The 22,598-nt window shown below is 42.5% G+C and carries 26 protein-coding genes and 1 pseudogene; 16 read left to right on the plus strand and 11 right to left on the minus strand.

What is annotated here, in order from left to right:
* Positions 1-154 precede the first annotated feature (154 nt).
* On the plus strand, positions 155-1,507 hold the full coding sequence (locus DACSA_RS04120; protein WP_015228562.1) for a UDP-N-acetylmuramoyl-tripeptide--D-alanyl-D-alanine ligase: 1,353 nt from the start codon (positions 155-157) through the stop codon (positions 1,505-1,507).
* 657 nt (positions 1,508-2,164) lie between these two features.
* On the opposite strand, the gene cpdA is transcribed toward DACSA_RS04120, so the two are convergent.
* Both cpdA and DACSA_RS04130 read right to left on the minus strand, forming a co-directional pair.
* Complete coding sequence (gene cpdA, locus DACSA_RS04125; RefSeq protein WP_015228563.1) at positions 2,165-2,965, minus strand: 3',5'-cyclic-AMP phosphodiesterase; 801 nt, start codon at positions 2,963-2,965, stop codon at positions 2,165-2,167.
* A gap of 90 nt (positions 2,966-3,055) precedes the next feature.
* Positions 3,056-4,303, minus strand: a complete 1,248-nt coding sequence (locus DACSA_RS04130; RefSeq protein WP_015228564.1) for an aspartate aminotransferase family protein — start codon at positions 4,301-4,303, stop codon at positions 3,056-3,058.
* Between the two features lie 42 nt (positions 4,304-4,345).
* Here DACSA_RS04130 and DACSA_RS04135 point away from each other — a divergent pair, with 42 nt between their 5' ends.
* Positions 4,346-5,413 carry a potassium channel family protein gene (locus DACSA_RS04135; RefSeq protein ID WP_015228565.1) on the plus strand — a complete coding sequence of 356 codons (1,068 nt, stop codon included), beginning with the start codon at positions 4,346-4,348 and terminating at the stop codon, positions 5,411-5,413.
* 2 nt (positions 5,414-5,415) lie between these two features.
* Here DACSA_RS04135 and DACSA_RS21295 read toward each other — a convergent pair whose 3' ends face one another.
* Positions 5,416-5,565: a hypothetical protein gene (locus DACSA_RS21295; protein ID WP_015228566.1), complete on the minus strand. Its 150-nt coding sequence runs from the start codon at positions 5,563-5,565 to the stop codon at positions 5,416-5,418.
* 363 nt (positions 5,566-5,928) lie between these two features.
* On the opposite strand from DACSA_RS21295, the pseudogene DACSA_RS04140 reads away from it, so the two are divergent.
* Together DACSA_RS04140 and DACSA_RS04145 are read left to right on the plus strand one after the other, a co-directional pair.
* A pseudogene (locus DACSA_RS04140) lies at positions 5,929-6,339 on the plus strand (hypothetical protein); the annotation flags it as partial.
* Positions 6,340-6,392: 53 nt separating this feature from the next.
* Positions 6,393-7,940, plus strand: a complete 1,548-nt coding sequence (locus tag DACSA_RS04145) for an FAD-dependent oxidoreductase (RefSeq protein ID WP_015228567.1) — start codon at positions 6,393-6,395, stop codon at positions 7,938-7,940.
* 51 nt (positions 7,941-7,991) lie between these two features.
* Here DACSA_RS04145 and DACSA_RS04150 read toward each other — a convergent pair whose 3' ends face one another.
* Positions 7,992-8,381, minus strand: a complete 390-nt coding sequence (locus DACSA_RS04150; RefSeq protein ID WP_015228568.1) for a hypothetical protein — start codon at positions 8,379-8,381, stop codon at positions 7,992-7,994.
* Positions 8,382-8,502: 121 nt separating this feature from the next.
* Between DACSA_RS04150 and queA the strand changes: the two genes are divergently transcribed.
* The 6 genes from queA (at position 8,503) to DACSA_RS04180 (ending at position 14,235) form a co-directional block, all read left to right on the plus strand.
* Positions 8,503-9,585, plus strand: coding sequence for a tRNA preQ1(34) S-adenosylmethionine ribosyltransferase-isomerase QueA (gene queA, locus DACSA_RS04155; protein WP_015228569.1), 1,083 nt, complete (start codon positions 8,503-8,505; stop codon positions 9,583-9,585).
* Positions 9,586-9,608: 23 nt separating this feature from the next.
* A complete protein-coding gene (locus DACSA_RS04160; protein ID WP_015228570.1) occupies positions 9,609-9,902 on the plus strand; it encodes a DUF433 domain-containing protein in 294 nt (97 codons plus the stop codon).
* Positions 9,903-10,024: 122 nt separating this feature from the next.
* Positions 10,025-11,539, plus strand: coding sequence for an anthranilate synthase component I (gene trpE, locus DACSA_RS04165; protein ID WP_015228571.1), 1,515 nt, complete (start codon positions 10,025-10,027; stop codon positions 11,537-11,539).
* Between the two features lie 33 nt (positions 11,540-11,572).
* Positions 11,573-12,688 (plus strand): calcium/sodium antiporter, encoded by a 1,116-nt coding sequence (locus DACSA_RS04170; RefSeq protein ID WP_015228572.1) that lies wholly within the window; start codon positions 11,573-11,575, stop codon positions 12,686-12,688.
* Between the two features lie 79 nt (positions 12,689-12,767).
* Entirely contained in the window at positions 12,768-13,346 is a 579-nt protein-coding gene (locus tag DACSA_RS04175) for a fasciclin domain-containing protein (protein WP_015228573.1), read from the plus strand.
* Between the two features lie 166 nt (positions 13,347-13,512).
* The gene (locus tag DACSA_RS04180; protein WP_015228574.1) at positions 13,513-14,235 is read left to right on the plus strand and encodes a DUF3318 domain-containing protein; all 723 of its coding nucleotides are present in this window, start codon (positions 13,513-13,515) and stop codon (positions 14,233-14,235) included.
* Positions 14,236-14,599: 364 nt separating this feature from the next.
* Here DACSA_RS04180 and DACSA_RS04185 read toward each other — a convergent pair whose 3' ends face one another.
* Together DACSA_RS04185 and DACSA_RS04190 are read right to left on the minus strand one after the other, a co-directional pair.
* Positions 14,600-15,220 (minus strand): thermonuclease family protein, encoded by a 621-nt coding sequence (locus DACSA_RS04185; protein WP_015228575.1) that lies wholly within the window; start codon positions 15,218-15,220, stop codon positions 14,600-14,602.
* Positions 15,221-15,350: 130 nt separating this feature from the next.
* Positions 15,351-15,533, minus strand: coding sequence for a 3-methyladenine DNA glycosylase (locus DACSA_RS04190; RefSeq protein WP_015228576.1), 183 nt, complete (start codon positions 15,531-15,533; stop codon positions 15,351-15,353).
* Between the two features lie 259 nt (positions 15,534-15,792).
* Here DACSA_RS04190 and DACSA_RS04195 point away from each other — a divergent pair, with 259 nt between their 5' ends.
* Both DACSA_RS04195 and DACSA_RS20240 read left to right on the plus strand, forming a co-directional pair.
* Positions 15,793-16,416 (plus strand): Uma2 family endonuclease, encoded by a 624-nt coding sequence (locus tag DACSA_RS04195; RefSeq protein ID WP_015228577.1) that lies wholly within the window; start codon positions 15,793-15,795, stop codon positions 16,414-16,416.
* A 120-nt stretch (positions 16,417-16,536) separates the two neighbouring features.
* Positions 16,537-16,743, plus strand: coding sequence for a hypothetical protein (locus tag DACSA_RS20240; protein ID WP_156800644.1), 207 nt, complete (start codon positions 16,537-16,539; stop codon positions 16,741-16,743).
* Here DACSA_RS20240 and DACSA_RS04205 read toward each other — a convergent pair.
* From DACSA_RS04205 to DACSA_RS04215, 3 genes are read right to left on the minus strand one after another with little or no spacing between them, the layout of a single operon-like run.
* The gene (locus tag DACSA_RS04205) at positions 16,717-18,135 is read right to left on the minus strand and encodes an NAD(P)(+) transhydrogenase (Re/Si-specific) subunit beta (RefSeq protein ID WP_015228578.1); all 1,419 of its coding nucleotides are present in this window, start codon (positions 18,133-18,135) and stop codon (positions 16,717-16,719) included. The genes DACSA_RS20240 and DACSA_RS04205 overlap by 27 nt on opposite strands.
* Before the next feature lie 16 nt (positions 18,136-18,151).
* A complete protein-coding gene (locus tag DACSA_RS04210; protein WP_015228579.1) occupies positions 18,152-18,433 on the minus strand; it encodes an NAD(P) transhydrogenase subunit alpha in 282 nt (93 codons plus the stop codon).
* A gap of 18 nt (positions 18,434-18,451) precedes the next feature.
* Entirely contained in the window at positions 18,452-19,603 is a 1,152-nt protein-coding gene (locus tag DACSA_RS04215; protein ID WP_015228580.1) for a Re/Si-specific NAD(P)(+) transhydrogenase subunit alpha, read from the minus strand.
* Positions 19,604-19,760: 157 nt separating this feature from the next.
* Between DACSA_RS04215 and DACSA_RS04220 the strand changes: the two genes are divergently transcribed.
* A complete protein-coding gene (locus tag DACSA_RS04220; protein ID WP_198007629.1) occupies positions 19,761-20,240 on the plus strand; it encodes a hypothetical protein in 480 nt (159 codons plus the stop codon).
* 31 nt (positions 20,241-20,271) lie between these two features.
* Here DACSA_RS04220 and DACSA_RS04225 read toward each other — a convergent pair whose 3' ends face one another.
* On the minus strand, positions 20,272-20,577 hold the full coding sequence (locus DACSA_RS04225) for a nucleotidyltransferase family protein (protein WP_015228582.1): 306 nt from the start codon (positions 20,575-20,577) through the stop codon (positions 20,272-20,274).
* Positions 20,578-20,659: 82 nt separating this feature from the next.
* Entirely contained in the window at positions 20,660-20,839 is a 180-nt protein-coding gene (locus tag DACSA_RS19570; protein WP_041235313.1) for a hypothetical protein, read from the minus strand.
* 49 nt (positions 20,840-20,888) lie between these two features.
* On the opposite strand from DACSA_RS19570, the gene DACSA_RS04235 reads away from it, so the two are divergent.
* From DACSA_RS04235 to DACSA_RS04245, 3 genes are all read left to right on the plus strand, one after another.
* The gene (locus DACSA_RS04235; protein ID WP_015228583.1) at positions 20,889-21,815 is read left to right on the plus strand and encodes an Hpt domain-containing protein; all 927 of its coding nucleotides are present in this window, start codon (positions 20,889-20,891) and stop codon (positions 21,813-21,815) included.
* A gap of 83 nt (positions 21,816-21,898) precedes the next feature.
* The gene (locus DACSA_RS22990; RefSeq protein ID WP_041235682.1) at positions 21,899-22,171 is read left to right on the plus strand and encodes a hypothetical protein; all 273 of its coding nucleotides are present in this window, start codon (positions 21,899-21,901) and stop codon (positions 22,169-22,171) included.
* A 25-nt stretch (positions 22,172-22,196) separates the two neighbouring features.
* Positions 22,197-22,562, plus strand: a complete 366-nt coding sequence (locus tag DACSA_RS04245; RefSeq protein WP_015228585.1) for a cupin domain-containing protein — start codon at positions 22,197-22,199, stop codon at positions 22,560-22,562.
* Positions 22,563-22,598: the final 36 nt, after the last annotated feature.

A 22,598-nucleotide genomic window follows, 5' to 3' on the forward strand; every position in this document is an offset into this window, starting at 1 on the left:
CTTCGCTCCGGCCAATTCTGGGGGCTTCGATGAATCAAAATTTCACATAAGAAATAGGACGGCTATAGCAAACAAACTTCAGGAAAGGTAACAATTGATAAGAGAGTGATCAGAAATTTTCTAAGATTGAATTAGCCACAAAGGAGAAACTTCAATGAGTCCAGAAATCACTTTACCCATTTTAGCTCATATTATTCAGCCCTCTCGCGAAAGTCTAACTCAGGATTGGCAAGACAGAAAAATAACTGGAATCGAAACTGATACTCGTGTTTTAAAGCCAGGAGAAGTGTTTGTTGCTTTGGTGGGAGAAAAATTTGATGGTCATCACTTTCTAGAAAATGCGGTTCGATCGAGGGCGAGTGCATTAATTTTAAATCAGGATTTTTCGGGAACAATTCCTGATGAGATTCCTCAATTTTATGTCCAAAATACGCTCACTGCTTATCAAAAAATCGCTCACTGGTGGCGACAACAACATCAAATCCCTGTTATTGGAATTACGGGATCAGTGGGGAAAACCACAACCAAAGAATTAATTGCAGGAGTTTTGTCTCGCTATGGCAAAGTGTTAAAAACCGAGGGAAACTATAATAATGAAATTGGTGTCCCGAAAACGCTCTTGCGGTTGAACGCCGAACATGATTACGCTGTGGTAGAAATGGCAATGCGTGCCAAGGGAGAAATTGCTCAACTTACTGATATTACTCAGCCTACCATCGGGTTGATTACAAATGTGGGAACGGCTCATATTGGTCGTTTAGGCTCAAGAAGCGCGATCGCACAGGCAAAATGTGAACTCTTGGCACAAATGCCCAAGACAGCCACTGCTATCCTTAACCATGATAACCAACGTTTAATCAATACTGCCGCCACTGTGTGGGAAGGAAACACTCTCACCTATGGTTTAGAAGGGGGAGACATTCACGGGCGCTTAATCGACTCGGAAACCCTCGCTGTGGATGATTTTAATTTCCCTCTCCCCCTCGCGGGAACTCATAATGCGTCCAACTATCTGGCAGCGATTACTGTTGCTAAAGCACTTAACCTCGATTTAACCCCCTTACAAGCAGGGATTGAGGTAACATTACCAGGAGCGCGATCGCGTCGTCATGTTCTTCCTAACGATATCCTTTTCCTCGACGAAACCTATAACGCAGGAGTGGAATCAATGATCGCATCCTTACAACTGCTTAAAGACACGCCAGGAAAGCGTCACCTCGCGGTTTTAGGCACAATGAAAGAATTAGGATCAGAATCCGCCTCCCTACATTCGCAAGTGGGAGACACGATCGCACGACTTCATCTTGATCATCTTTTAGTTTTGGTCGATGAACCAGAAACCGAAGCGATTGCGACAGCAGCAACTGCGATTAAAAGTGAATGTTTCGAGGATAAAAACGCCTTAGTGAACCGTTTGCGAGAGATTTTAACGCCAGGCGATCGAGTGTTATTCAAAGCCTCTCATTCCGTTGGCTTAGACCAAGTTTTAGCTCAGTTTATCAATTAGGGTTTGCTGAAAAAGTCCATTGGTTGGTTGAGTAAGGCAAGAGGCAAGAGGCAAAAGGCTTGCATGCAAGAGGCAAAAGGCTTGCATGCAAGAGGCAAGGTGCGTGACGATTGAACCATCAATGAACTTGCATTTTTACCTGAACTTAATCGCCTCAAATCCTTATTTGGTAAAACTTTCAGTTTCCCAACAGCAAGCTCTACAAATACATTCCTGAAAGCCCCCCAAATTTGGGGGGTTTGGGGGGCTAAGATCAGGTTCAGGTAATTGCTGATAATTGGTGTTGGGTTTCGTAAACTCCACCCATTGCAGTGACCAGTGATCAGTGATCAGTAAGCAGTAAGCAGTGAATAGTGAATAGTAAGCAATTAATTCGTAACAGATTGTAAGCTACTAAGTAACTGATTAGATCAAGAACAACTGGTAACTGGTAACTGGTCACTGGTCACTGGTCACTGGTCACTGATTTTCGTAACAGATTGTAAGCTACTAAGTAACTGATTAGATCAAGAACAACTGGTAACTGGTAACTGGTCACTGGTCACTGATTGGTGTTGGGTTTCGCGTGGAGACGTTCCATGGAACGTCTCTACCCAACCTACTTTTAAATTGAGTGTCCAATAACAAATAACGAGTAACAAACAACAAATAACAATCTTAATATCCAGTCGCCGCCACATCTAAACTATAACTAAACTCTACTCGCTTAACCTTGGTTTCATAACTGCCATCAGGATACAGCCAAAGCAGTCTAAAACCAGGTTCTCTATTTTCATCGAGAGCAAATTGTTTGCTTTTTGGTTTAAACTGGACAGAACTAGAAGGACTGGCTAAGTAATGCACTCCTGCTCGATCGCGCCCCCAATCCTGATGGATATGTCCAAACAAAACTAAACGCACTTGGGAATATTGATCTAAAACTTTAAATAAAGCATCAGGATTTTGTAAACAACTTTTATCAATCCAATCACAATCAATCAAAAATGGCGGATGATGTAACGTCACCACAGTGGGATAATTCTTCGCTTTTTCCAGTTCCGAATCTAGCCAACTTAACGTTTCTTCTGTCAAATAACCATAAACTCGTCCCGAAACCGCAGAATTCAGAAGAATAAATTGCCAACCTTGACAGTGAAAAGATTTATCTCCATAAAACGGAGGATTAGTTAATGCTTTTTCCATGAGATGTAATTGATCATGGTTTCCAGGAATCCAATAAGAGGGAATATTAAGCGTCTTCAGTTGTTTGTATAAACGCTCGTAAGACTCTAGGGTTTCATCCTGAGAAATATCCCCTGTTAATAAAATCCGATCGGGTTGGGGAGTCAAATTTTGGACTTCCTCAATTACTGCGGCTAAAGACTCTTCTGTTCTCAAACCAAGCAAGTCTCCTTCCCCTGAAGCAAACAGATGAGTGTCAGTGATTTGAGCTATTAAAAGCGGTGAGGCTAACATCATGTTTTACCACTCATATTTTCATGTTTTTCTTGTTTACTATTGTCCAGTATTTTGATTTTTCCAAACTGAGTTATTCCCCTCAAAACCATTTTAATTGTTTATGCCTTGACTTGCGATCGCGCTTTTAAGTTTTTCCATTCCTTCTTCCACCTCAGCGTCAGAAATAATTAATGGTGGTACAAAACGCAACACTTTTCCGCCTGCTGGTGCAATTAATAATCCCTCTTTCATAGCGGATTTCACAATTTCTATGGCGTTTAAATCAATTTCTGGGTTAATTTGCAAACCATTAATCAATCCCCAACCTCGGACTTCTGTAAACACTTCTGGAAACTCTGACGCGATCGCGCGTAAATGTTTCCGTATTTGTTCACCACGAGCAATCACATTTGATAAGATGTCTTCTTGTTCTAAAGTGTTCAAAACCGCTAAAGCAGCACTACACACAAAAGGATTCCCCCCAAAAGTGCTGGCATGATCACCAGGGGTAAAAACATCGCAAAATTCCCGACATAACATTGCGCCAATGGGGATTCCCCCTGCTAACCCTTTCGCACTGGTAAAAATATCTGGTTCGACTCCTAAATTCTCGTAACCCCAGTATTTCCCACTGCGTCCCACTCCGACTTGTACTTCATCAAAAATTAATAAGATTCCAGCTTGATCACAAATTTTTCTTAAACGGAGAAAATACTCTAAATTGCCAGGACAGACTCCCCCCTCTCCTTGTAGCGGTTCAACTAAAATCGCTGCCACTCTTGGTTCGTCTTGATTCCATTGGGCGATCGCGCTCTCGATCGCTTCCAAATCATTATAGGGAACATAAGCAAACCCAGGCACAAGCGGATCAAAATGCTTTTGATACTTCGGTTGTCCAGTTGCGGTAATGGTGGCTAAGGTGCGACCATGAAAACTGGCTTTTGCCGTTAAAATCACAGGATTACTGATATTTAAAACCGTATGGGCATATTTGCGAGCCAACTTGATCGCCGCTTCATTGGCTTCTGCGCCAGAATTGCAGAAAAACGCTCGATCGGCGCAAGAATGCTCCACCAACCATTGTGCTAGTTCCCCTTGTTCTGGAATATAGTACAGATTAGAAACATGATGGAGTTTTGCGATTTGTTCGGTTACGGCTTTAATCAGTGTCGGATGACCATGACCAAGGGTACAAGTCGCAATTCCCGCAACCAAATCTAAATAGTCCTTTCCCTCTGTATCCCAGAGACGACAGCCTTTTCCCCGCTCGATCGCGATCGGAAAACGTCCATAAGTCTCCATCACATAATGGTCAAAGGTTTGAGAAGTAAAGGATTTTGTCAGAGTTTCTGGAGTCATTAATTTCGTCTCTATTCTTTTTTACCTATTTTATTATTTGTAATGTACTCATTAGACCAAAATTATCGCCGACTCCAACAACAATTAATCGGGGGAGGATTAACCCTAGCTGGAGTTTTTTTACTGGGAACACTGTGGTATCGCTTGATCGAACAGTGGAGTTGGTCAGAAGCCGCTTATATGACCGTGATCACCCTTTCTACCGTCGGCTTTTCCGAAGTTCGTCCCTTGCCAGAGCGATCGCAGTTGTTTACCATTGGTTTGATTGCGGCTGGTCTGATTACCATTGGTTATATTGTTAATCGGTTTACAGAAGCCATTATTCAAGGCTATTTCCAGAAAGGCATTCAACTGAGGCAACGAAAACGCTTGATAGATACATTAACAAATCATTACATTGTTTGTGGGTTCGGACGCATGGGAAGGCAAATTTGCCGCGAATTTCAGTCCGAGTCCATTCCCTTTGTCGTCGTGGACACATCTCCAGAAAAAGTGGAAATTGCTCGCAATGCCAATTATCTCGCTTTAGAAGGGGATGCGACTTTAGATGAAACCTTAATTGAAGTTAAAATTGAAGCCGCCACCTGTATTGTTGCCGCTTTGAGTTCCGATGCGGAAAACCTTTACACCATTTTATCAGCAAAAACCCTCAACTCAAACATTCGCGCGATCGCCCGCGCCAACACCGAAGAAGCAGTACAAAAACTACAACGCGCTGGGGCTGATGCTGTGGTTTCCCCTCATATCACTGGCGCTAGACGACTCGCTGCGGCGGCTTTGCGTCCCCAAGTAATGGACTTTGTGGATGGGATTCTCGCCGGAACTGAAGGCTCTTTTTATATTGAAGAATTTCTCCTTGATCCCGCTCGATCGCCCTGTGTGGGACAAACCCTCAGTCAAGCTCGATTAAGAGCGCAATCTGGGGCGTTAGTGTTAGCCATTCGTCGCGCCAATGGGGTATTAATCGGCGGCCCCACCGCCAATGAAGTGTTGCAAGCGGGAGACTTACTATTTTGTATGGGAACAGCAGAACAACTACGGAGCATTAATCGCATTTTAGCCCCCACTCAGGGAGCGTCACCACGCCCCCCAAAAGAGAAATCATCTTAAGATTAATTGCGAGTTCTTTCAATATGTTCCATAATGCGTCTTTTTCTAGCATCCATATCATTAGAACTATTATCTTGATTGGAAATAAATTCTGTCGTTTGATTCAGGTGTTCAAAAATACGACGTTTACGATCTTGAGAAAAAGTAGCCATGATAATTGTTTTTTGCGCGATACAAGGTCACGCCAATTTTAACAACTTCCTCGCCTGATCGTTGAAGGACAACCATGTAGGTTGGGTGGAGTTTACGAAACCCAACACCAATCAGTGACCAGTGACCAGTGACCAGTGACCAGTTACCAGTTACCAGTTACCAGTGACCAGTGACCAGTGACCAGTTACCAGTTGTGCTTGATCTAATCAGTTACTTAGTAGCTTACAATCTGTTACGAATTAATTGCTTACTATTCACTATTCACTGCTTACCCCTCGACAGGTGGAACACTGAGCTTGCCGAAGTGCTCAGGGCAAGCTGATCACTGATCACTGATCATTGGTCACTGCAATGGGTGGAGAAGACGAAACCCAACACCGTGGTTAAGATTATTTGGTAGGAATCAAGTGCAACTACAAGCCATTGAGGAACTACAACAGTTACCAAAAGAAAATCAGTTCCGCGATCGCATTCTGGAAATAGTTGCCAACTTAATTGCTATTTTAGAAGTAAGACGAGAGGAACAAGAAAACTTAGAATCAGAAGAAGGAGAGTTTCTCATGCAGTTATCAACCATTTACACCCAACGCCTAGAAGAAGCCACCCAAAAAGGAATTGACATTGGTGAACAACGCGGTGAACAGCGCGGAAAAGAGCTTACCCAACGAGAAATTGCCACGAATCTGCTGAATACAGGGTTAGAAATTGAGCAGATTGCTCAAGTGACTGGACTTTCCCCAGAAGAAGTTAGAAAACTGATTACAAGTAACTAATAGTTATGGTAACTGATAACTGGTCACTAAATATCTTGCTTTGAACCAAAAAAATGAAAACAACCGAGCAAATTCTTTCTCAACTCCCTGGTGATGTTTTAAGTGGACTTCGTAAAGCTGACCAAATTTGGCATCAGCTTCGCCATCAACCTAACCCCATTCCTCGATCGATCGAAACCCATTCTGATCCCATTTCTTCCTCAGAATTTGATGTCATTATCTGTGGGGGAACCCTCGGCATTTTATTGGCAACAGGGCTACAGCAAAACGGCTTTAAAGTAGCTGTTTTGGAAAAAGGAAAGTTGCGAGGACGGGAACAAGAGTGGAATATATCTCGTCAAGAACTACTAGACCTTGTTGAAATGGGGTTATTAACCGAAGCAGAACTCGAAAGCGCGATCGCATCTAGCTATAATCCTGCTCGTGTTGCCTTTCATCAGGGAATTGAACTGTGGGTGAGAGATGTTCTTAATATTGGTGTTGATCCAGTTATACTTCTTGATCTGCTGAAAAATAAATTTCTGAATTATGGTGGCACGTTACTGGAAAAAACCGCCTTTCTCGGTGCAAATATTCATCCCAATGGCGTTACCCTCAAAACTGATGGGAAACCTCTCACCACACGCTTATTAGTGGATGCGATGGGACACTTTTCCCCCATTGTCAAACAAGCGAGAAAAGGAGAAAAACCAGAAGGAACTTGTATCGTTGTCGGGAGTTGTGCGGCGGGATATCCTCACAATGAAACTGGCGACTTACTCGCTTCCTTTACTCCCATCCAGAATCAATGTCAATACTTTTGGGAAGCCTTTCCCGCAAAAGATGGACGCACCACTTACTTATTTTCCTATCTTGATGCTGAACCCGATCGTCCAAGTTTAGAATTTTTCATGGACGAGTATTTTCGTCTCTTACCAGAATACCAACAAGTCGAACTGTCTCAGTTAGACTTCAAACGAGTTTTATTTGGCTTTTTCCCAGCCTACCGTAAAAGTCCCTTGCGCGTACCTTGGTCACGGGTTCTACCCATCGGCGATAGTAGTGGGATTCAATCTCCCGTCAGTTTCGGCGGGTTTGGGGCGATGATTCGTCATCGATCCCGTTTAACAACTGGAGTCACAGAAGCACTGAACGCAGACGCACTCTCTCAAACTGATTTAGCGTTATTACAGCCCTATCAACCGAATATCTCCGTCACTTGGCTTTTTCAGCGCACAATGAGTGTGGGAATCAATCAAAACCTTTCCTCTAATCAAATTAACGAACTGTTGAGTGGCGTATTTACAGCAATGAATGAATTAGGGGATGATGTGCTTAAACCCTTCTTACAAGATGTGGTTCAGTTTTCAGGATTAAGCCAAACCTTAGCTTTAACCGCCGTGAAGCGTCCTGATCTCGTTCTCCCCGTGATTCCGCAAGTGGGAATCCCTCCCTTACTGGATTGGTTGGTTCATTACCTTAATTTAGGGCTGTACAGTGGTTTATCAGAAGTCAGCCAACCTTTACTTCCTACTTTAAAGAATCTTTCTCCAGAACAACGATATCGTCTCCATCGTCTAGTGGAAGCGTGGCAATATGGCTGCGGAAAAGATGCCAATTGATCATCTTACAATTGTTGGGTTTCGTTTCTCTACACCCAACCTACTAGGCTACTAGGCGAGGGTTTCTGGACAATATCCGAGTCCTTTGGTAAATTGTTCTCGGAAGGCTTCAATGTCGCTGTAGTTCGGTTGACCGTGAGAAACTACAGCAAGCTGGTAACGACGCATTACATCCACGATCGACTGTCCTACTTCTAAACTCCACAGTGCCATTTGTAAGCGAATTTCAGGTTCGTAGGGAATACCAATTTCGCTGAGGTAGGCTTGGAAATCTTTATGTTGTGCTTGGGTTAGTTCTTGGCTAAACTTAATTTTGACTAGCCAGCCATCAATGCGATGAATTACAGTAACAATGCTAGTCGGAAATTGACAATCTCTGCACAGATGATCAATTAGTCTTAGAGTTAAACTGGCATTACTGAGAAAATAAATGTACTGCATTTTTGAAAACCTCTAGATTCGCGATCCCATCCATTGGGGTTATCTTTAGTCTCCCAGAGAAACCGATCGCTTTACTAGGGGAATATTCCCCAATTTAAACTGGGTAGTTTGAAAAGAAATTATGGAAATGAAACCTGATTCTTCTCCTTTCGATCGAAAACTGAGTAGTTATGATTACGATTTACCAGAGAGTTATATCGCGCAAACCCCTGTTACACCCAGAGATCATTCTCGTTTGTTAGTGGTTGATTCTCCCACTCATCATCAGCATCAACATTTTTATGATCTTCCCCAGTGGTTACAAGCAGGGGATTTATTAGTTGTTAATAATACCAAAGTCATCCCAGCGCGAATGTATGGCTATAAAACCACTGGCGCAACGGTAGAAGTTTTACTATTGGAAGAAAAAAGCCCAAATTGCTGGTTAGCGTTGGTAAAGCCAGGAAAACGCTTACAAATTGGTGCAAAAATTCAGTTTTATCCCCGTCAAGATGAACAATTGCCGATTTTAGAAGCAACGGTGATGGCAAAAGATACGGCGACGGGAGGGCGTTTATTGGCGTTTGATTTGGGGGAAACGTCTTTAGTTTCGGTTTTAGATGCTTATGGGGAGATTCCTTTTCCTCCCTATGTGACGGAGAAAAAAGCACAGCCAGAACAATACCAAACGGTTTATGCTGAGGAATTAGGCGCGGTGGCAGCACCAACAGCAGGATTACATTTTACCGATCGATTGTTAAGAGAGTTACAGGAAAAAGGGGTCAATCAAACGGAGGTGACGCTTCATGTGGGAGTGGGAACATTTCGCCCAGTGGAAACGGAAACCATTACTGATCATCAAATGCACGAAGAATGGATTAATGTTCCTTCAGAAGCGGTGAAACGAGTTCAGGAAACGAAAGCGCAAGGGGGAAGAGTGGTTGCAGTGGGGACAACTGTCGTGCGAGCATTAGAAGGGGCTGTGGCGGCAGAAGGGCATTTAAAGGCCTATTGTGGAAAGACGGATTTATTTATTTATCCAGGTTATGAGTTACAGGTGGTGGCTGGGTTGATTACGAATTTTCATTTGCCTCGATCGAGTTTGTTAATGTTAGTGAGTGCGTTTATTGGACGGGAACGGTTATTATCGTTGTATCAAAGCGCGATCGAACATCAATATCGCTTTTATTCTTTTGGCGATGCCATGCTTATCATTAATAATTAATATAACGTCTGAAATCAGCCATTATGACCACTGAAATTAAAACTCGTTATGTGACGCGCCAACCTGAAATTTTATCAGGTGAACCGATTATTGTTGGTACAAGAACACCCGTTCGAGCGATTGTAGAAAACTGGCGTTTAGGGATGCGACCAGAGGAAATTCCCTCTCATTTACCTCATTTAAGTTTAGCGCAAGTGTTTGATGCCCTTAGTTTTTATCTGGATAATCAAGCAGAAATTAATGACTATATTGAGCGTAATCATGTATCAGAGGACTTAGTTCATCCTAGAGTACAAGCAAGGTTAAATCAGCGATGACAATTTTTGCTCAAGTTTATCTCGATGAAGATGTTTGGTCATTGGTCATTGGTCATTAGTCATTGGTTTACAAATAACAAATAACAAATAACAAATAACGAATAACAAATAACAAATAACAAATGATCGAATTTTCCAAATTTTCCCAACTAGCAAAGCAAGGTAACTTTATCCCCGTTTATCAAGAATGGACCGCAGACTTAGAAACGCCCGTTTCTGCTTGGTTTAAAGTCTGCGCTGGACAACCTTATAGTTTCCTGTTAGAGTCCGTAGAAGGAGGAGAAAAACTCGGACGCTACAGCTTTTTGGGATGTGACCCGATGTGGGTATTGGAAAATCGCGGTGAAACGACAAAACAGGTCGATCGCGCGGGCAAAGAAACGATTTATCATGGGAATCCCTTTAATATCTTAAAGCAGTGTTTAGAGACCATTCATCCCGTTAAAATTGATCCGCTTCCTCCTGGGATTGGTGGGTTATTTGGAATGTGGGGATATGAGTTAATTCATTGGATTGAACCCCGTGTTCCCATTCATCCTCCACAAGAAACTGATTTACCTGATGGGGTATGGATGCAGGTGGATCAGTTATTAGTATTTGACCAAGTAAAACGGAAAATTTGGGCGATCGCCTATGCTGATCTCCGAGAAGAAACGAACCTCGAAATTGCCTATAAAAAAGCACTCGATCGCGTCGATAAATTAGTCCAAAAACTGCAATCGCCCCTCCCAAAACTTGCCAACAACATCGCCATTTCTTCTTCTTCAGACCAACAAATTGTTTATGAAAGTACCACCACCCCCGAACGATTTTGTCACAGTGTCGAAAAAGCGAAACACTACATCCACGAAGGAGATATCTTTCAAGTTGTGCTTTCCCAACGTCTAAACACCGCTTACACGGGACATCCGTTTAATCTTTATCGTTCCCTACGCATGGTGAACCCTTCCCCTTATATGGCTTATTATCAGTTTGGCGACTGGCAGTTAATTGGGTCTTCTCCAGAGGTGATGGTGAAGGTCGAACAAACCCCAGAAAACACTCAGCAAGCCACCTTACGACCCATTGCTGGCACTCGTAAACGAGGATCAACCGTTGCCGAAGATATCGCACTCGCCGAGGACTTATTACAGGATAACAAAGAACTCGCCGAACATATTATGTTAGTGGATTTAGGACGGAATGATCTCGGACGGGTTTGTAAACAGGGCAGTGTCACTGTTGATCAGTTAATGACGATCGAGCGCTATTCTCATGTGATGCACATTGTTAGTAACGTTATCGGAGAAGTGGCAGATCAGCAAACCGCTTGGGAAGTCTTAAAAGCAACCTTTCCCGCGGGAACTGTCAGTGGTGCGCCCAAAATCCGCGCCATGGAGATTATTTCCGAATTAGAACCCCATCGGCGGGGGCCTTATTCTGGAGTCTATGGTTACTACGATTTTGAAGGACAACTCAACAGCGCGATCGCCATTCGCACCATGATTGTTCGTTCTGATGGCGAAGGACAACATACCGTTTCCGTACAAGCTGGCGCGGGAGTGGTCGCTGATTCAATTCCGATGAAAGAATATGAAGAAACGTTAAATAAAGCCAAAGGATTACTAATTGCAATTCAATCTTTACAAGTAAGTTAAAATAATATCCAGTTACTTTTTATCAATTAATAAATGGATATTATTACTCTCATCAAATTCGTGATTGGTTTAGCTTTACTGGTAAAAGGGGCTGATTATTTAGTAGAAGGGGCGGGAAAAATTGCCACTTTAGCAGGAATTTCTCCTCTGGTTGTCGGATTAACTGTCGTTTCTTTTGGCACAAGTTCCCCTGAATTAGCAGTAAGTTTGAAAGCAAATTTCACTCAACAAGCTGATATTTCGATCGGGAATGTAGTGGGAAGTAATATTACTAATATCTTACTAATTCTCGGTATTGCCGCGACAATTACACCGCTACGAGTTTCGCAAAAATTAGTCCGCATGGATGTTCCGATTATGATTGGGATATCAGTTTTAACTTTATTTTTTAGTTTAGATCAAAAAATCGGAAAACTTGATGGCGCTTTATTCTTATTAGGAGGGATTCTTTACACCAGCTTTCTTCTCATCCAAAGTCGTCGCCAAAATGTCTCACCTGAAGAATTTACAGAAGAATTTGATGTGATTCCTAAAGAAAAATCAATTAAGGAATGGTTGATTAATTTAGGGTTATTTGCGATTGGTTTAGTAATGGTAGTTTTAGGATCAGATTGGTTAGTTTCAGGGGCAACAACGATCGCGAAAGCATTAGGAATTAGTGAATTAGTGATTGGTTTAACGGTCGTTGCTTTGGGAACATCTTTACCCGAATTAGCAACATCAATCACAGCCAGTTTCAAAGGAGAAGGAGACATTGCTGTTGGTAATGTCATTGGTAGCAACATTTTTAATCTTCTCATTGTGTTAGGAACTGCGGGAATTTTTGCCCCTTCAGGAGTGGAAGTGTCTCTCGCTGCCATTAACTTAAATATTCCGATTATGATTGCCGTCGCGATCGCCTGTCTTCCCATTTTCTTTACTGATAATTTGATTTCTCGTTGGGAAGGAGTTTTCTTTTGGTTGTATTATATCGTTTATAGTTTATTCTTATTTCTCAAATCGACAGAACAAGAAAGCCTACCGATTTTTAATGCCGTAATGTTGTGGTTTGTGATTCCGATTACTGCCGTTACTTTAGTCATCTTAACAATTGCTCATTGGCGCGATCGCGCTCTACATCAGAGAGGGGAAGAAGAAGGGGAAAAATAACTCTTTGGGAGTAATTGATTTTTGTTAAAAATGGTTAAGCTGAAAGGAAAGACATTTACAAAACTTAATATCCAAAACAATGAACCGCAAAACGTTTCCCTCAAAACTACTCAGCGCGACTCTGTTATTTGCGATTAGTATTGGCATTACCCCCAGCGCGATCGCATCAGAAACCGCTAGAGAAACCACTTCCCCAGCACAAACTCAAATTGCCCAAAGCGAAGCCGATATTGTCAGCATTGCCAGCAGTAACGAAAATTTCAGTACCCTAGTCCAAGCAGTACAAGCGGCGGATTTAGTCGAAACCTTACAAGGAGAAGGCCCTTTTACCGTTTTTGCACCGACAAATGATGCTTTTGCGATGCTTCCTGATGACATTGTTGAGTTTCTATTGCAGCCAGAAAACAAAGACTTATTAGTTGATGTTTTAACCTATCATGTGGTGTCTGGAAACGTCACCTCAAATCAGTTATCAACGGGTACAGTAGAATCTCTTGGCGGTGGTCTTTCCGTCGCCGTCTCTCAAAATGGTGTCATCATTAATAATGCAAGTGTGATTCAAGCAGATGTGGAAGCAAGCAATGGAGTAATTCATGCCGTCAATCGTGTGTTACTTCCAGAAGGGTTCACCGCAAAACTTGGCAACCGTATGAACTAATCAAGAATTTCAGAAAAAATAGCAGGGTGCGTAATTAATGTACCCTGTTGTAATATTGGGAATGATGGCTGACAATACCCTGAATTAAATTGTCAGGGATTGATAGCGACTAACCCACATTTTTGAAGCCGAGGAAATCACTCGGAATGTTGTCTAGGAGGTTTACATGACATCTTTTGCCACTGCTTCTGCCAGAGCCGAAATGAATGAATTACGACGTTTAAAAACCCTGCTACCGCCAGAGTTACAAAGCTGGGTGATTGTTGAGGCAACAACAGAAGTGAATCCCCCGATCATTCGCAGCGAAGAAATTGGTCGGGATGAAGTGGAAATTCAAATTGATCTTGGGAAGTGGGAAAATCTTTCTCTAGACCAACGTAACTTGATGTTTTGGCATGAAGTCGCTCGGATTCAAGATGATACCATCCCGAAAGAAGGATGGGAAATGGCAGCCCTTGCTATTGGCTTAGGTGGCGCAGTGGGTGAACTTTGGGTGCAAGATGGACTACTCTTGATTTTAGCAGTGGGATTATGTGGGGTTTCAGGTTATCGACTCTGGCAGAAAAATAATGGCGAAAAAACCATTCAAGCTGCGATCGATGCTGATGAAAAGGCGATCGCCCTTGCCACTCGTTTCGGCTATACTGTCCCCAATGCCTATAAAAGCCTCGGTAGTGCCTTAAAAGCACTGATTGAACAAACTCCTAACCGACGCAACCGCAAAAGTTACGAAACCCGTTTACAAGCCCTTCGTAAAAGTGCCGCCAAAGCAAAATCAAAAATGCAAGGGGACAAAAAAGGCAAATCCACAGAACCACAGCCAGAAGCACCCCGTCAACAAGCACCAAGAAGCGCGAGAAGTCAAGTCAGACGGAAAAATTTACAGTAAATTTTGCCCCCTAACCCCCAAACTTGGGGGAATGACAAGGGGAAGCCCCCTAACCCCCAAACTTGGGGGAATTAACTCTGTTCCCCAGATAAAAGTAGGTTGGGTGGAGTTTACGAAACCCAACATCAATCAGTGACCAGTGACCAGTTGTTCTTGATCTGATCAGTTACTTAGTAGCTTACAATCTGTTACGAATTATAGTGATTCCAAATAAAAAACAGCAGATCAAAGGTAGTGGGAGCATCTTGCTCCCTAGTAGCAGCCAAAATGGCTGCACTACGGAATTGAATTGGAACGACTATAATTGCTTACTATTCACTGTTCACTATTCACTGCTTACTGATCACTGATCACTGATCACTGGTCACTGCAAAGAGAAAGCGTTTAACACCTGTTGCGCTTCGGCTTGAGTGGAAAAATGAGAGCAATCACAATCACCGTTGATGCAATTGGGTAAGTTTTCACGGCTTGCTATGGGAAGAGGGGGACGTTTCCCTTGACGATAAAGCCAAGGCGCGATCGGATCATCCAGTGACCAAACCCCTGCTTCCAAACGTTCGGCGTTGCGTTGTGCTTCTCGATAACGTTGAGCATCACAAGGATCAATATAATCTTCGTAAACGATCGCTTGTCCGTCTTTTACCATTCTTAAATTAATCAGGCGATCGTCCTGATAGACTTCCGCAACTTGGCGACCATAGCGATCTTCTGTGATCATCCGTAGTTTAATTTTAGTCCCGATCGGGATTAGTTGCTCTAATCGTCTTGATGATGCTTTTCCTCCCCTCTGTTGCGTTTCTGGTGCGTCAATACAAGCCAGTCTGACAATAACGGGTTTTCCGTTTCGATCGATTTTGATCGTATCCCCGTCAATGATAGAAACAATTTTTGCAGGAAGATAAGAAGAATCAGCATTTTGCAAAAATAAAAATAAAGAAATCAGAAAACCGATCGTTAATAAGGCTTTTTTAAAGTGAGATGTCATTAATTTCAGTTTCTAAGTTTTAGGAGATCAGGGATTTTTCCAGACAAATCGTAACGGTTTTTCTCGCCATTCTCCAGCGTGTTTACTAATGCCAATTCTAGGAGTTGTTACGATTTGCGATCGCGCCACCTCAACGCCTGTATCTCGAAACCAGAGTCCGTTGTCTGGAATCGGTGTTTTCCCATTGAATAATGAGGCTGGTGATTTTCCCCTGTGGATATTGTCGCACTAATTCTTTACCTAACAATTTCGGAGCAAGCTCGATCGCCGCATCTTGGAAAAAACTTGTGGGAATAATCTGATTATGATTCATAATTGTAAATATTTATTTTCTTCATCCAGTATTCTACTATAGAAACAAGAGATAAAAGTGAGTCGCGCTTTACTCGTGGAGTTTTTTGGTAATATCATTTTGATAAACTGGTGCTACACACTAGCCCATTTTCCCCCCTTTCAAAGGCTAGGGGGGGTTTACCCATTTTCCCCCCTTTCAAAGGAGGGCTAGGGGGGATTTACTGTAACTTGACTTCTTCAAAATAGTATAAATAAAAAATGATTTTGAATCAAAAGAAATGAGTTTAACTACTGCCAATCAATTACAGCATTTTCAAGCAATAATTGAGTTAGCGAAATCTAAGAATCGTGACGCTGAACAAATTTTTATTATTAATAATGTAACTTGGCAAGAGTATGAAAAATTACTGGAAATAACCAGCGAAGAAGCAGGAATATTATTAAAGTATAATCAAGAAAATTTAGAATTAATGTCGCCCAGCAGTCGCCATGAAATTTACAAAGAAAATATTGGCATTTTATTAGAGTGTTATTTTCTAACCAAGAAGATTCGATTTTATTCCCTCGGATCAACTACCTTTCTTTCTCAGTCACTTTCTCGCGGAATTGAACCTGATAAAAGTTATTGCGTTAATAGCCGAAAAGATTTCCCTGATTTAGCAATTGAGGTGATTATTACTCATGGTGGAATTGATGCTTTAGAAATCTATAAAACCTTAGAAGTGAGTGAAGTTTGGTTTTGGGAAGAAGAGAAACTAAACATTTATGTTTTACAAAATCAAGAGTATATTCAAGTCAATCAAAGTAATTTATTTCCTGATTTACCCCTAGAGTTATTAGTGCAATATATTCCCAGTGATGAACCCTTTGATGCTGTTTTACAATTTAGAAATCAAATTTAGGGTTTGCTGAAAAAGTTCATGTTTTCGGTATAGTAAGGCAAAAGGCAAGAGGCAAGAGGCAAGAGGCAAGATGGGGAAGATGGGGGAGATGGGGGAGATGGGGGGAGAAAAATCGCTCCCTTGTCTTCCTTGTCTTCCTTGTCTCCCATTGCTCCCTTGTCTCCCATTTCTCCCTTGCACTTTTTCCAAGAATTAAGAGCCTTAAAAGCTGATTGGATAAAGGTTTTAGGTTTATTCAGTAAGCCCAAATTTAAAAATAAGGTGGGCAAGGCAAACCCTACTATGGTTAAGAAGCTAGTTTTACAGTTGTTTCACTTCTGCGACTAACTGACTCAACATATCTTTCGCACTGCCAAACAGCATGGTCGTTTTATCTTGGAAAAAGAGTTCATTCTGAATCCCAGAAAACCCCGTTCCCAAACTGCGCTTAATAACAATGGTTTGCTTTGCCTTATCCACCTCTAAAATCGGCATTCCATAAATCGGACTTCCCGCATCATGTCGCGCCCCAGGGTTAACCACATCATTTGCGCCAACCACTAACGCCACATCCGTTTGTTCAAACTGGGGGTTAATGTCATCCATATCATAGAGTTGGGTATAAGGAACATTTGCCTCCGCGAGCAAAACATTCATGTGTCCAGGCATTCTTCCCGCCACTGGGTGAATGGCATATCTGACTTCAACGCCTCCTTGTTCAAGCAGAATCGCTAATTCCTGAATCGCTTGTTGGGCTTGAGCAACTGCCATCCCATATCCTGGAACAATCACCACCGAACGCGCATAGCGCAACATCATCGCTGCTTCTTCTGATCCAATGCTGCGAACCACTTTATCCCCTAAATCAGCGCCACCAGCACCAGCAACACCACCAGAGTCACCGCCACCGAAAGCACCGAATAAGACGCTGAGGAGAGAGCGATTCATGCCTTTACACATGATTTCTGTGAGAATTAAACCCGATGCACCGACTAACGCCCCAGCGATAATCAGCATATTGTTCATCACCACGAAACCAGCCGCACTCGCCGCTAATCCCGACAGAGAGTTTAACAGGGAAATCACAACGGGCATATCGCCGCCACCGATGGGAAGTACAAATAAAATCCCAAACAGACTCGCTAACCCAATCATGGCGAAAAACGCCGCTTGATCCGCAGGATTCGCAATTAAAAAGCCACTGCTGACTACAAACGCCCCAGCGATCGCGATATTCACGGGTTGCTGTAAAGGAAACGTCACGGGTTTTCCTGTAATAATTCCTTGTAACTTTCCAACCGCAACTAAACTACCCGTCAAGGTTGCGCCACCGATAAAGATGCCTAAAACGACAGTAATCGTTGCATCGAGGGGAACACCTGCTTCGGTGTGGACTAAACGCCAAAATTCGCCCATAGCAACCAACGCCGAAGCCGCCCCCCCTAATCCGTTCAGGAAGCCGACCATTTGGGGCATTGCTGTCATGGCAACGGTTTTAGCAATAATCGCACCAATCACCGAACCAACCGCAACTCCGATTAACACCCATTGATAATTGAGAATCTGTTGATCCAGTAGAGTGACAACCACAGCCAGTAACATTCCCGCTGCGGATAAAACGTTGCCATTGCGGGCGGTTGCAGGAGAACCGAGTTTCTTTAAGCCCAGAATAAATAGGGATGCAGCCACTAAATAGCTGATTTGAATCCCTGTGGGTAAAAATGCTGTTAAATCATTCACGTTTGCTGATTCCTCCTTACTTCTTAAACATTTGTAGCATTCGATCGGTGACTAAAAAGCCTCCCACCACATTAATCGTCCCTAAAATTACCGCAATAAAGCCCATCACCGTGGTGACGGTACTATTACCACTCGCACCAGCAATTAAAACCGCACCAATGACGGTAATGCCAGAAATCGCATTCGCACCGGACATTAAGGGCGTGTGTAACGTTGGGGGAACTTTATTGATCACCTCAAAGCCCACAAACGCAGCCAGAACAAAAACAAATAAACTGGCGATCAGTGTTGTTTCCATGATTATTTCCTCGCTTTTCTAGACTTTTGATTCGGTTTTCGTGGCTAAAATATCCTTAACTCGTTGGTTACGGAGTTCGCCATCGTGAGTGAGACAAATACTGTTGATAATATCGTCTTCAAAATTGAGTTGCATTTGTTCCTCTTTAACCAGATATTGCAAAAGGGTAGAAATATTTTTGCTGTACATCTGGCTAGAGTGAACGGGAAGCGAGGAAGGAAGATTAATCGGTCCGATGACAGTGATACCCGGTTCAACTTGGATATCTTTTCCAGCTTCGGTGGGTTCGCAGTTCCCTCCCTGTTCGCCAGCTAAATCAACGATGACAGAACCAGATTTCATTTCCTTGATCATCTCCGTTGTCACCAGTTGTGGCGCTCGTTTTCCTTGTACTTGTGCGGTAGTGATCACCACATCCGCCGTAGCCACGTGCTTGGCGATCAGTTCTTGGGATTTTTGTTTCGCATCTTTAGAAACTTCTTTGGCGTAACCATCTTTGGTGGTGGTTTCTTCCTCAACGGTCATTTCTACGAATTTACCGCCTAAACTTTCCACCTGTTCTTTCACTTCTGGACGAATATCAAAGGCTTCTACCAGTGCGCCTAAACGTCTGGCGGTGGCGATCGCTTGTAAACCAGCAACCCCAACGCCAATGACAAAAACAGTCGCTGGGCGAATCGTTCCCGCTGCGGTGGTTAACATCGGGAAGAATTTCGGAAGCGCGGTAGCACCGAGTAAGACGGCTTTATAACCAGCGATGTTCGCTTGGGAGGAAAGCGCGTCCATACTTTGGGCGCGGCTGGTACGCGGCATTAATTCCAGTGAGAAAGCATTAACGCCCTGTTCTCCCAGAGTTTGAATCAGTTCGGGGTTTCCAAAGGGGTTAAGCAACCCAATGATCGATTTTCCTTTTTGTAACAAAGGGAGTTCTTCTTCTTTGAGGGCTGCTACTTTCGTGATGATGTCCGCATTTTGCCAAAGTGTCGCTTTATCGGCGATAATGGTTGCGCCTGCTTCTTCATAAGCGCGATCGCTAAAAAAACCAGCCTCTCCAGCCCCAGCTTCCACTTCAATTTCCCAGCCTTGTTTAACGAGACGGGAAACTACGTCTGGAATCAACGCGACGCGACGTTCCCCGACTTCGATTTCTTTCGTTACTGCTATTTTCATTTTTTCTGAGTTTCTAGGTCTCTACAAGTCCTGATTGAACGGACAACGAATAATCTATTGTTGATTTTTACAATCAAGTTGTCAAATATCTTAATGTATCGGACGATGAGAGGAAGGAGAATTTTAGGTTCTCTTATAGTTTTGAGAGACGGAATGGATGATGCTTTTTCCTCGACGTTGCTTCTCGGTTGCTCTGATTTTACTTCTAACTCTGTTAACTGCTTGTGGAGGGAATACCCCACCGAAAGGGTTAGCCCCTGGAAAAGACATTGTTAAACACGCGATCGCGCGACAGTTAACTTTAATCGAAGATCGCCTCACCGCGCAACTCGATCGAGTCTCCCCCACCAACTTTACCATCCAAAATCTCAATATTAAAACCCTCAACCCAGTTTATATCGCCGATTTAGCCACCTATCAAATCAGTGGCACATACACCTTAAAATTAAATCTCCCTCGTCAAGAAGTGACCCAAGAAAAAAACCAGTTTGAAATCTATCTCCAACGACAAGCAGAAGGGAAAACTTGGCGCTTGTTAATTCGTGACAATGACTTTTCTGCCAGTAATACGAATGAGAATCAGGAAGAAGACACAGAAGAGAAAGTAACCGCTTGGAAAAGTTATTTGGTTACTTAACTTTTTTACTTGTTTATGTTCTAAATAATCTTTAGGAGAATGAGACATATTCAACCTCCCGCAAGATTTTAAAGCCAAAGTGAGGACTTAAAGATTCTGGGGTAACTAAGTCAACTTTACGCTCAAATAAATCTTCTAGAAAACAACTTAGTTCCATGAAATTTCGGAACGTTTTTTGTTCAGGATTAAAAATAACAAAAATATCTAAGTCACTATTAGCTGTGACAGTTCCAGTAACAAAAGAACCGAATATTCCCAACTCATTGACCCCAAATTCTTTTAGCTGGTTTCGATGTTTCTGCAAATTTTGAATAATTTCATCTTTCGTTGTTACCATTAACTATATTTCTCGCGTATTTTTATAGCGCTACAAAATCAGGTTAGGACATTCCAAAATCTTGAAACTCACCTATAACTTACTAAGGCAACTTGCCTCTTGCCTCTTGCCTCTTGCCTTTTGCCTCTTGCCTCTTGCCTTTTGCCTCTTGCCTCTTGCCTTTTGCCTTTTGCCTTTTGCCTCTTGCCTCTTGCCTTTTACCTCTTGCCTCTTGCCTAGCACTATAAAGACAACTTCGATTATAACCAATCGGTGCTTGCATCAATTACCTTCTATCATGGAAATGTCTGATTGTAGGTAAGGAACTAATTATGAGTGATAATCAGCAACGCATTCTCGGATATTTTATCGAAGAAGCAAAAGAACATCTCGGAACACTGGAACAAGGATTAATGAACCTTTCTGAAGCCAGTGAAGACTCCGAACAAATTGACGAGTTATTCCGCGCAGCACACTCCATTAAAGGGGGTGGGGCAATGTTAGGATATGGAAGCATCCAAAAAACTGCCCATCGTCTCGAAGATGCTTTTAAGGTGTTTCGCGATGGGAAGGTTAATGTTGATGAAAAACTAGAGTCTTTGTTTCTGACAGCGTTTGATGTCTTACAGGATTTAATTACTCGTTTAGAATCTCCTGAAGGATTAAGTGAAGCACAAGGGAAAGAGTTAGTTAAAGGCGCAGAATCCCAGTTTAAAGAATTACAGCAACATTTAGATCAATGCGCTGATATTAAAGCAGTGATTGCTGATTTAGGGGCGACAGAAACTGAGGAAACCCCAACCGCAAGCGAACCTCAAGAGACAGAAAAAACAACGGCGGTTAGTCCTCTTGAAAGTTTGCGTCCCCTCTTACGGCAAATGTTAGCAGACTTTAAAGGAGATGATAATCCTGATAGTCGTCAGAGTTTATGGGAAACTTGCGATCGCGCCAAGGACATTGCCCCTGACAATTCTCAATGGCTAGAATTAGTTAAGGCAAGTAAAAGCGCCATCGGCAACCCTAAACATTCTTATTCTACTCTTGCTCCCGTGATTATTCAAGAATTAAAACAAGGAGCAGATCACTTAGAACTGGGTCAACCTGAAAAAATAGAAGTCAGTGAAAGCCTTGAACGTCTCGCTAATACTCCCACCCCACAAGTTTTAATTCCCGCCGAACCCGAAGCCGCCGCCGCCTTACTGAAACGTATTTTTAATCAACAGCAACTCTCACAACTGAAAGCAAAAATTGGCGTTTAAACCAAATTTTGAGTGGGAAAAAAATGATTAGTGATTCTGTGATATAATTGCAAGCTGGTAATTTTACCCAACCCAACTTGGTTTTGTTTATTTTGCTCAATTCTCTCCTCTCACAACTACAACCTTTTTTAATCCCCCTGTGTTTTTTGTGCGCTTGGGGATTTATAATCTTATTGTTATGGACGGTGATGAGTGCGATTTATGCCACCGTTAAACGCAGTCAAATCATGCACCAAGTTCCCTGTCCAAACTGTCAGTTTTTTACCAATGATTATCGGCTAAAATGCACGGTGAATCCTTTAGTTGCTAACACCGAACAAGCAATTACTTGTCAAGATTACTGTCCAAAAATATAAAAGAAATTAAGGAAAAAAATCATCAATGTTAGTTAGAAAACTCAACGAATGCGAAGAATTTACCGCCGGTGATGGCACAATATTAAAAGAACTTTTACATCCCGACAAACAACCGTTAGCACTCCGTTACAGCCTTGCTCACGCGATCGTGCCAGTCGGTCAAACCTCAATCCCTCACTCCTTAACGACCTCGGAAGTTTACTATATTATGCAGGGAAAAGGGGAAATGCACATCGACAACGAAACTCAACTCATTGAACCAGGAGACGCAGTTTATATTCCCCCCAATGCTCGTCAATATGTTCATAATTGTGGCGATGAACCATTAGTTTTTGTCTGTATGGTTGACCCCGCTTGGCGAGAAGAAGATGAAACGATTTATAATGAATAATTAGTAATTAATAATTAATAGTTAGTTATTTGTTTG

Source organism: Dactylococcopsis salina PCC 8305 (assembly GCF_000317615.1).
In the GTDB taxonomy this organism is placed as follows: Bacteria; Cyanobacteriota; Cyanobacteriia; order Cyanobacteriales; family Rubidibacteraceae; genus Halothece; species Halothece salina.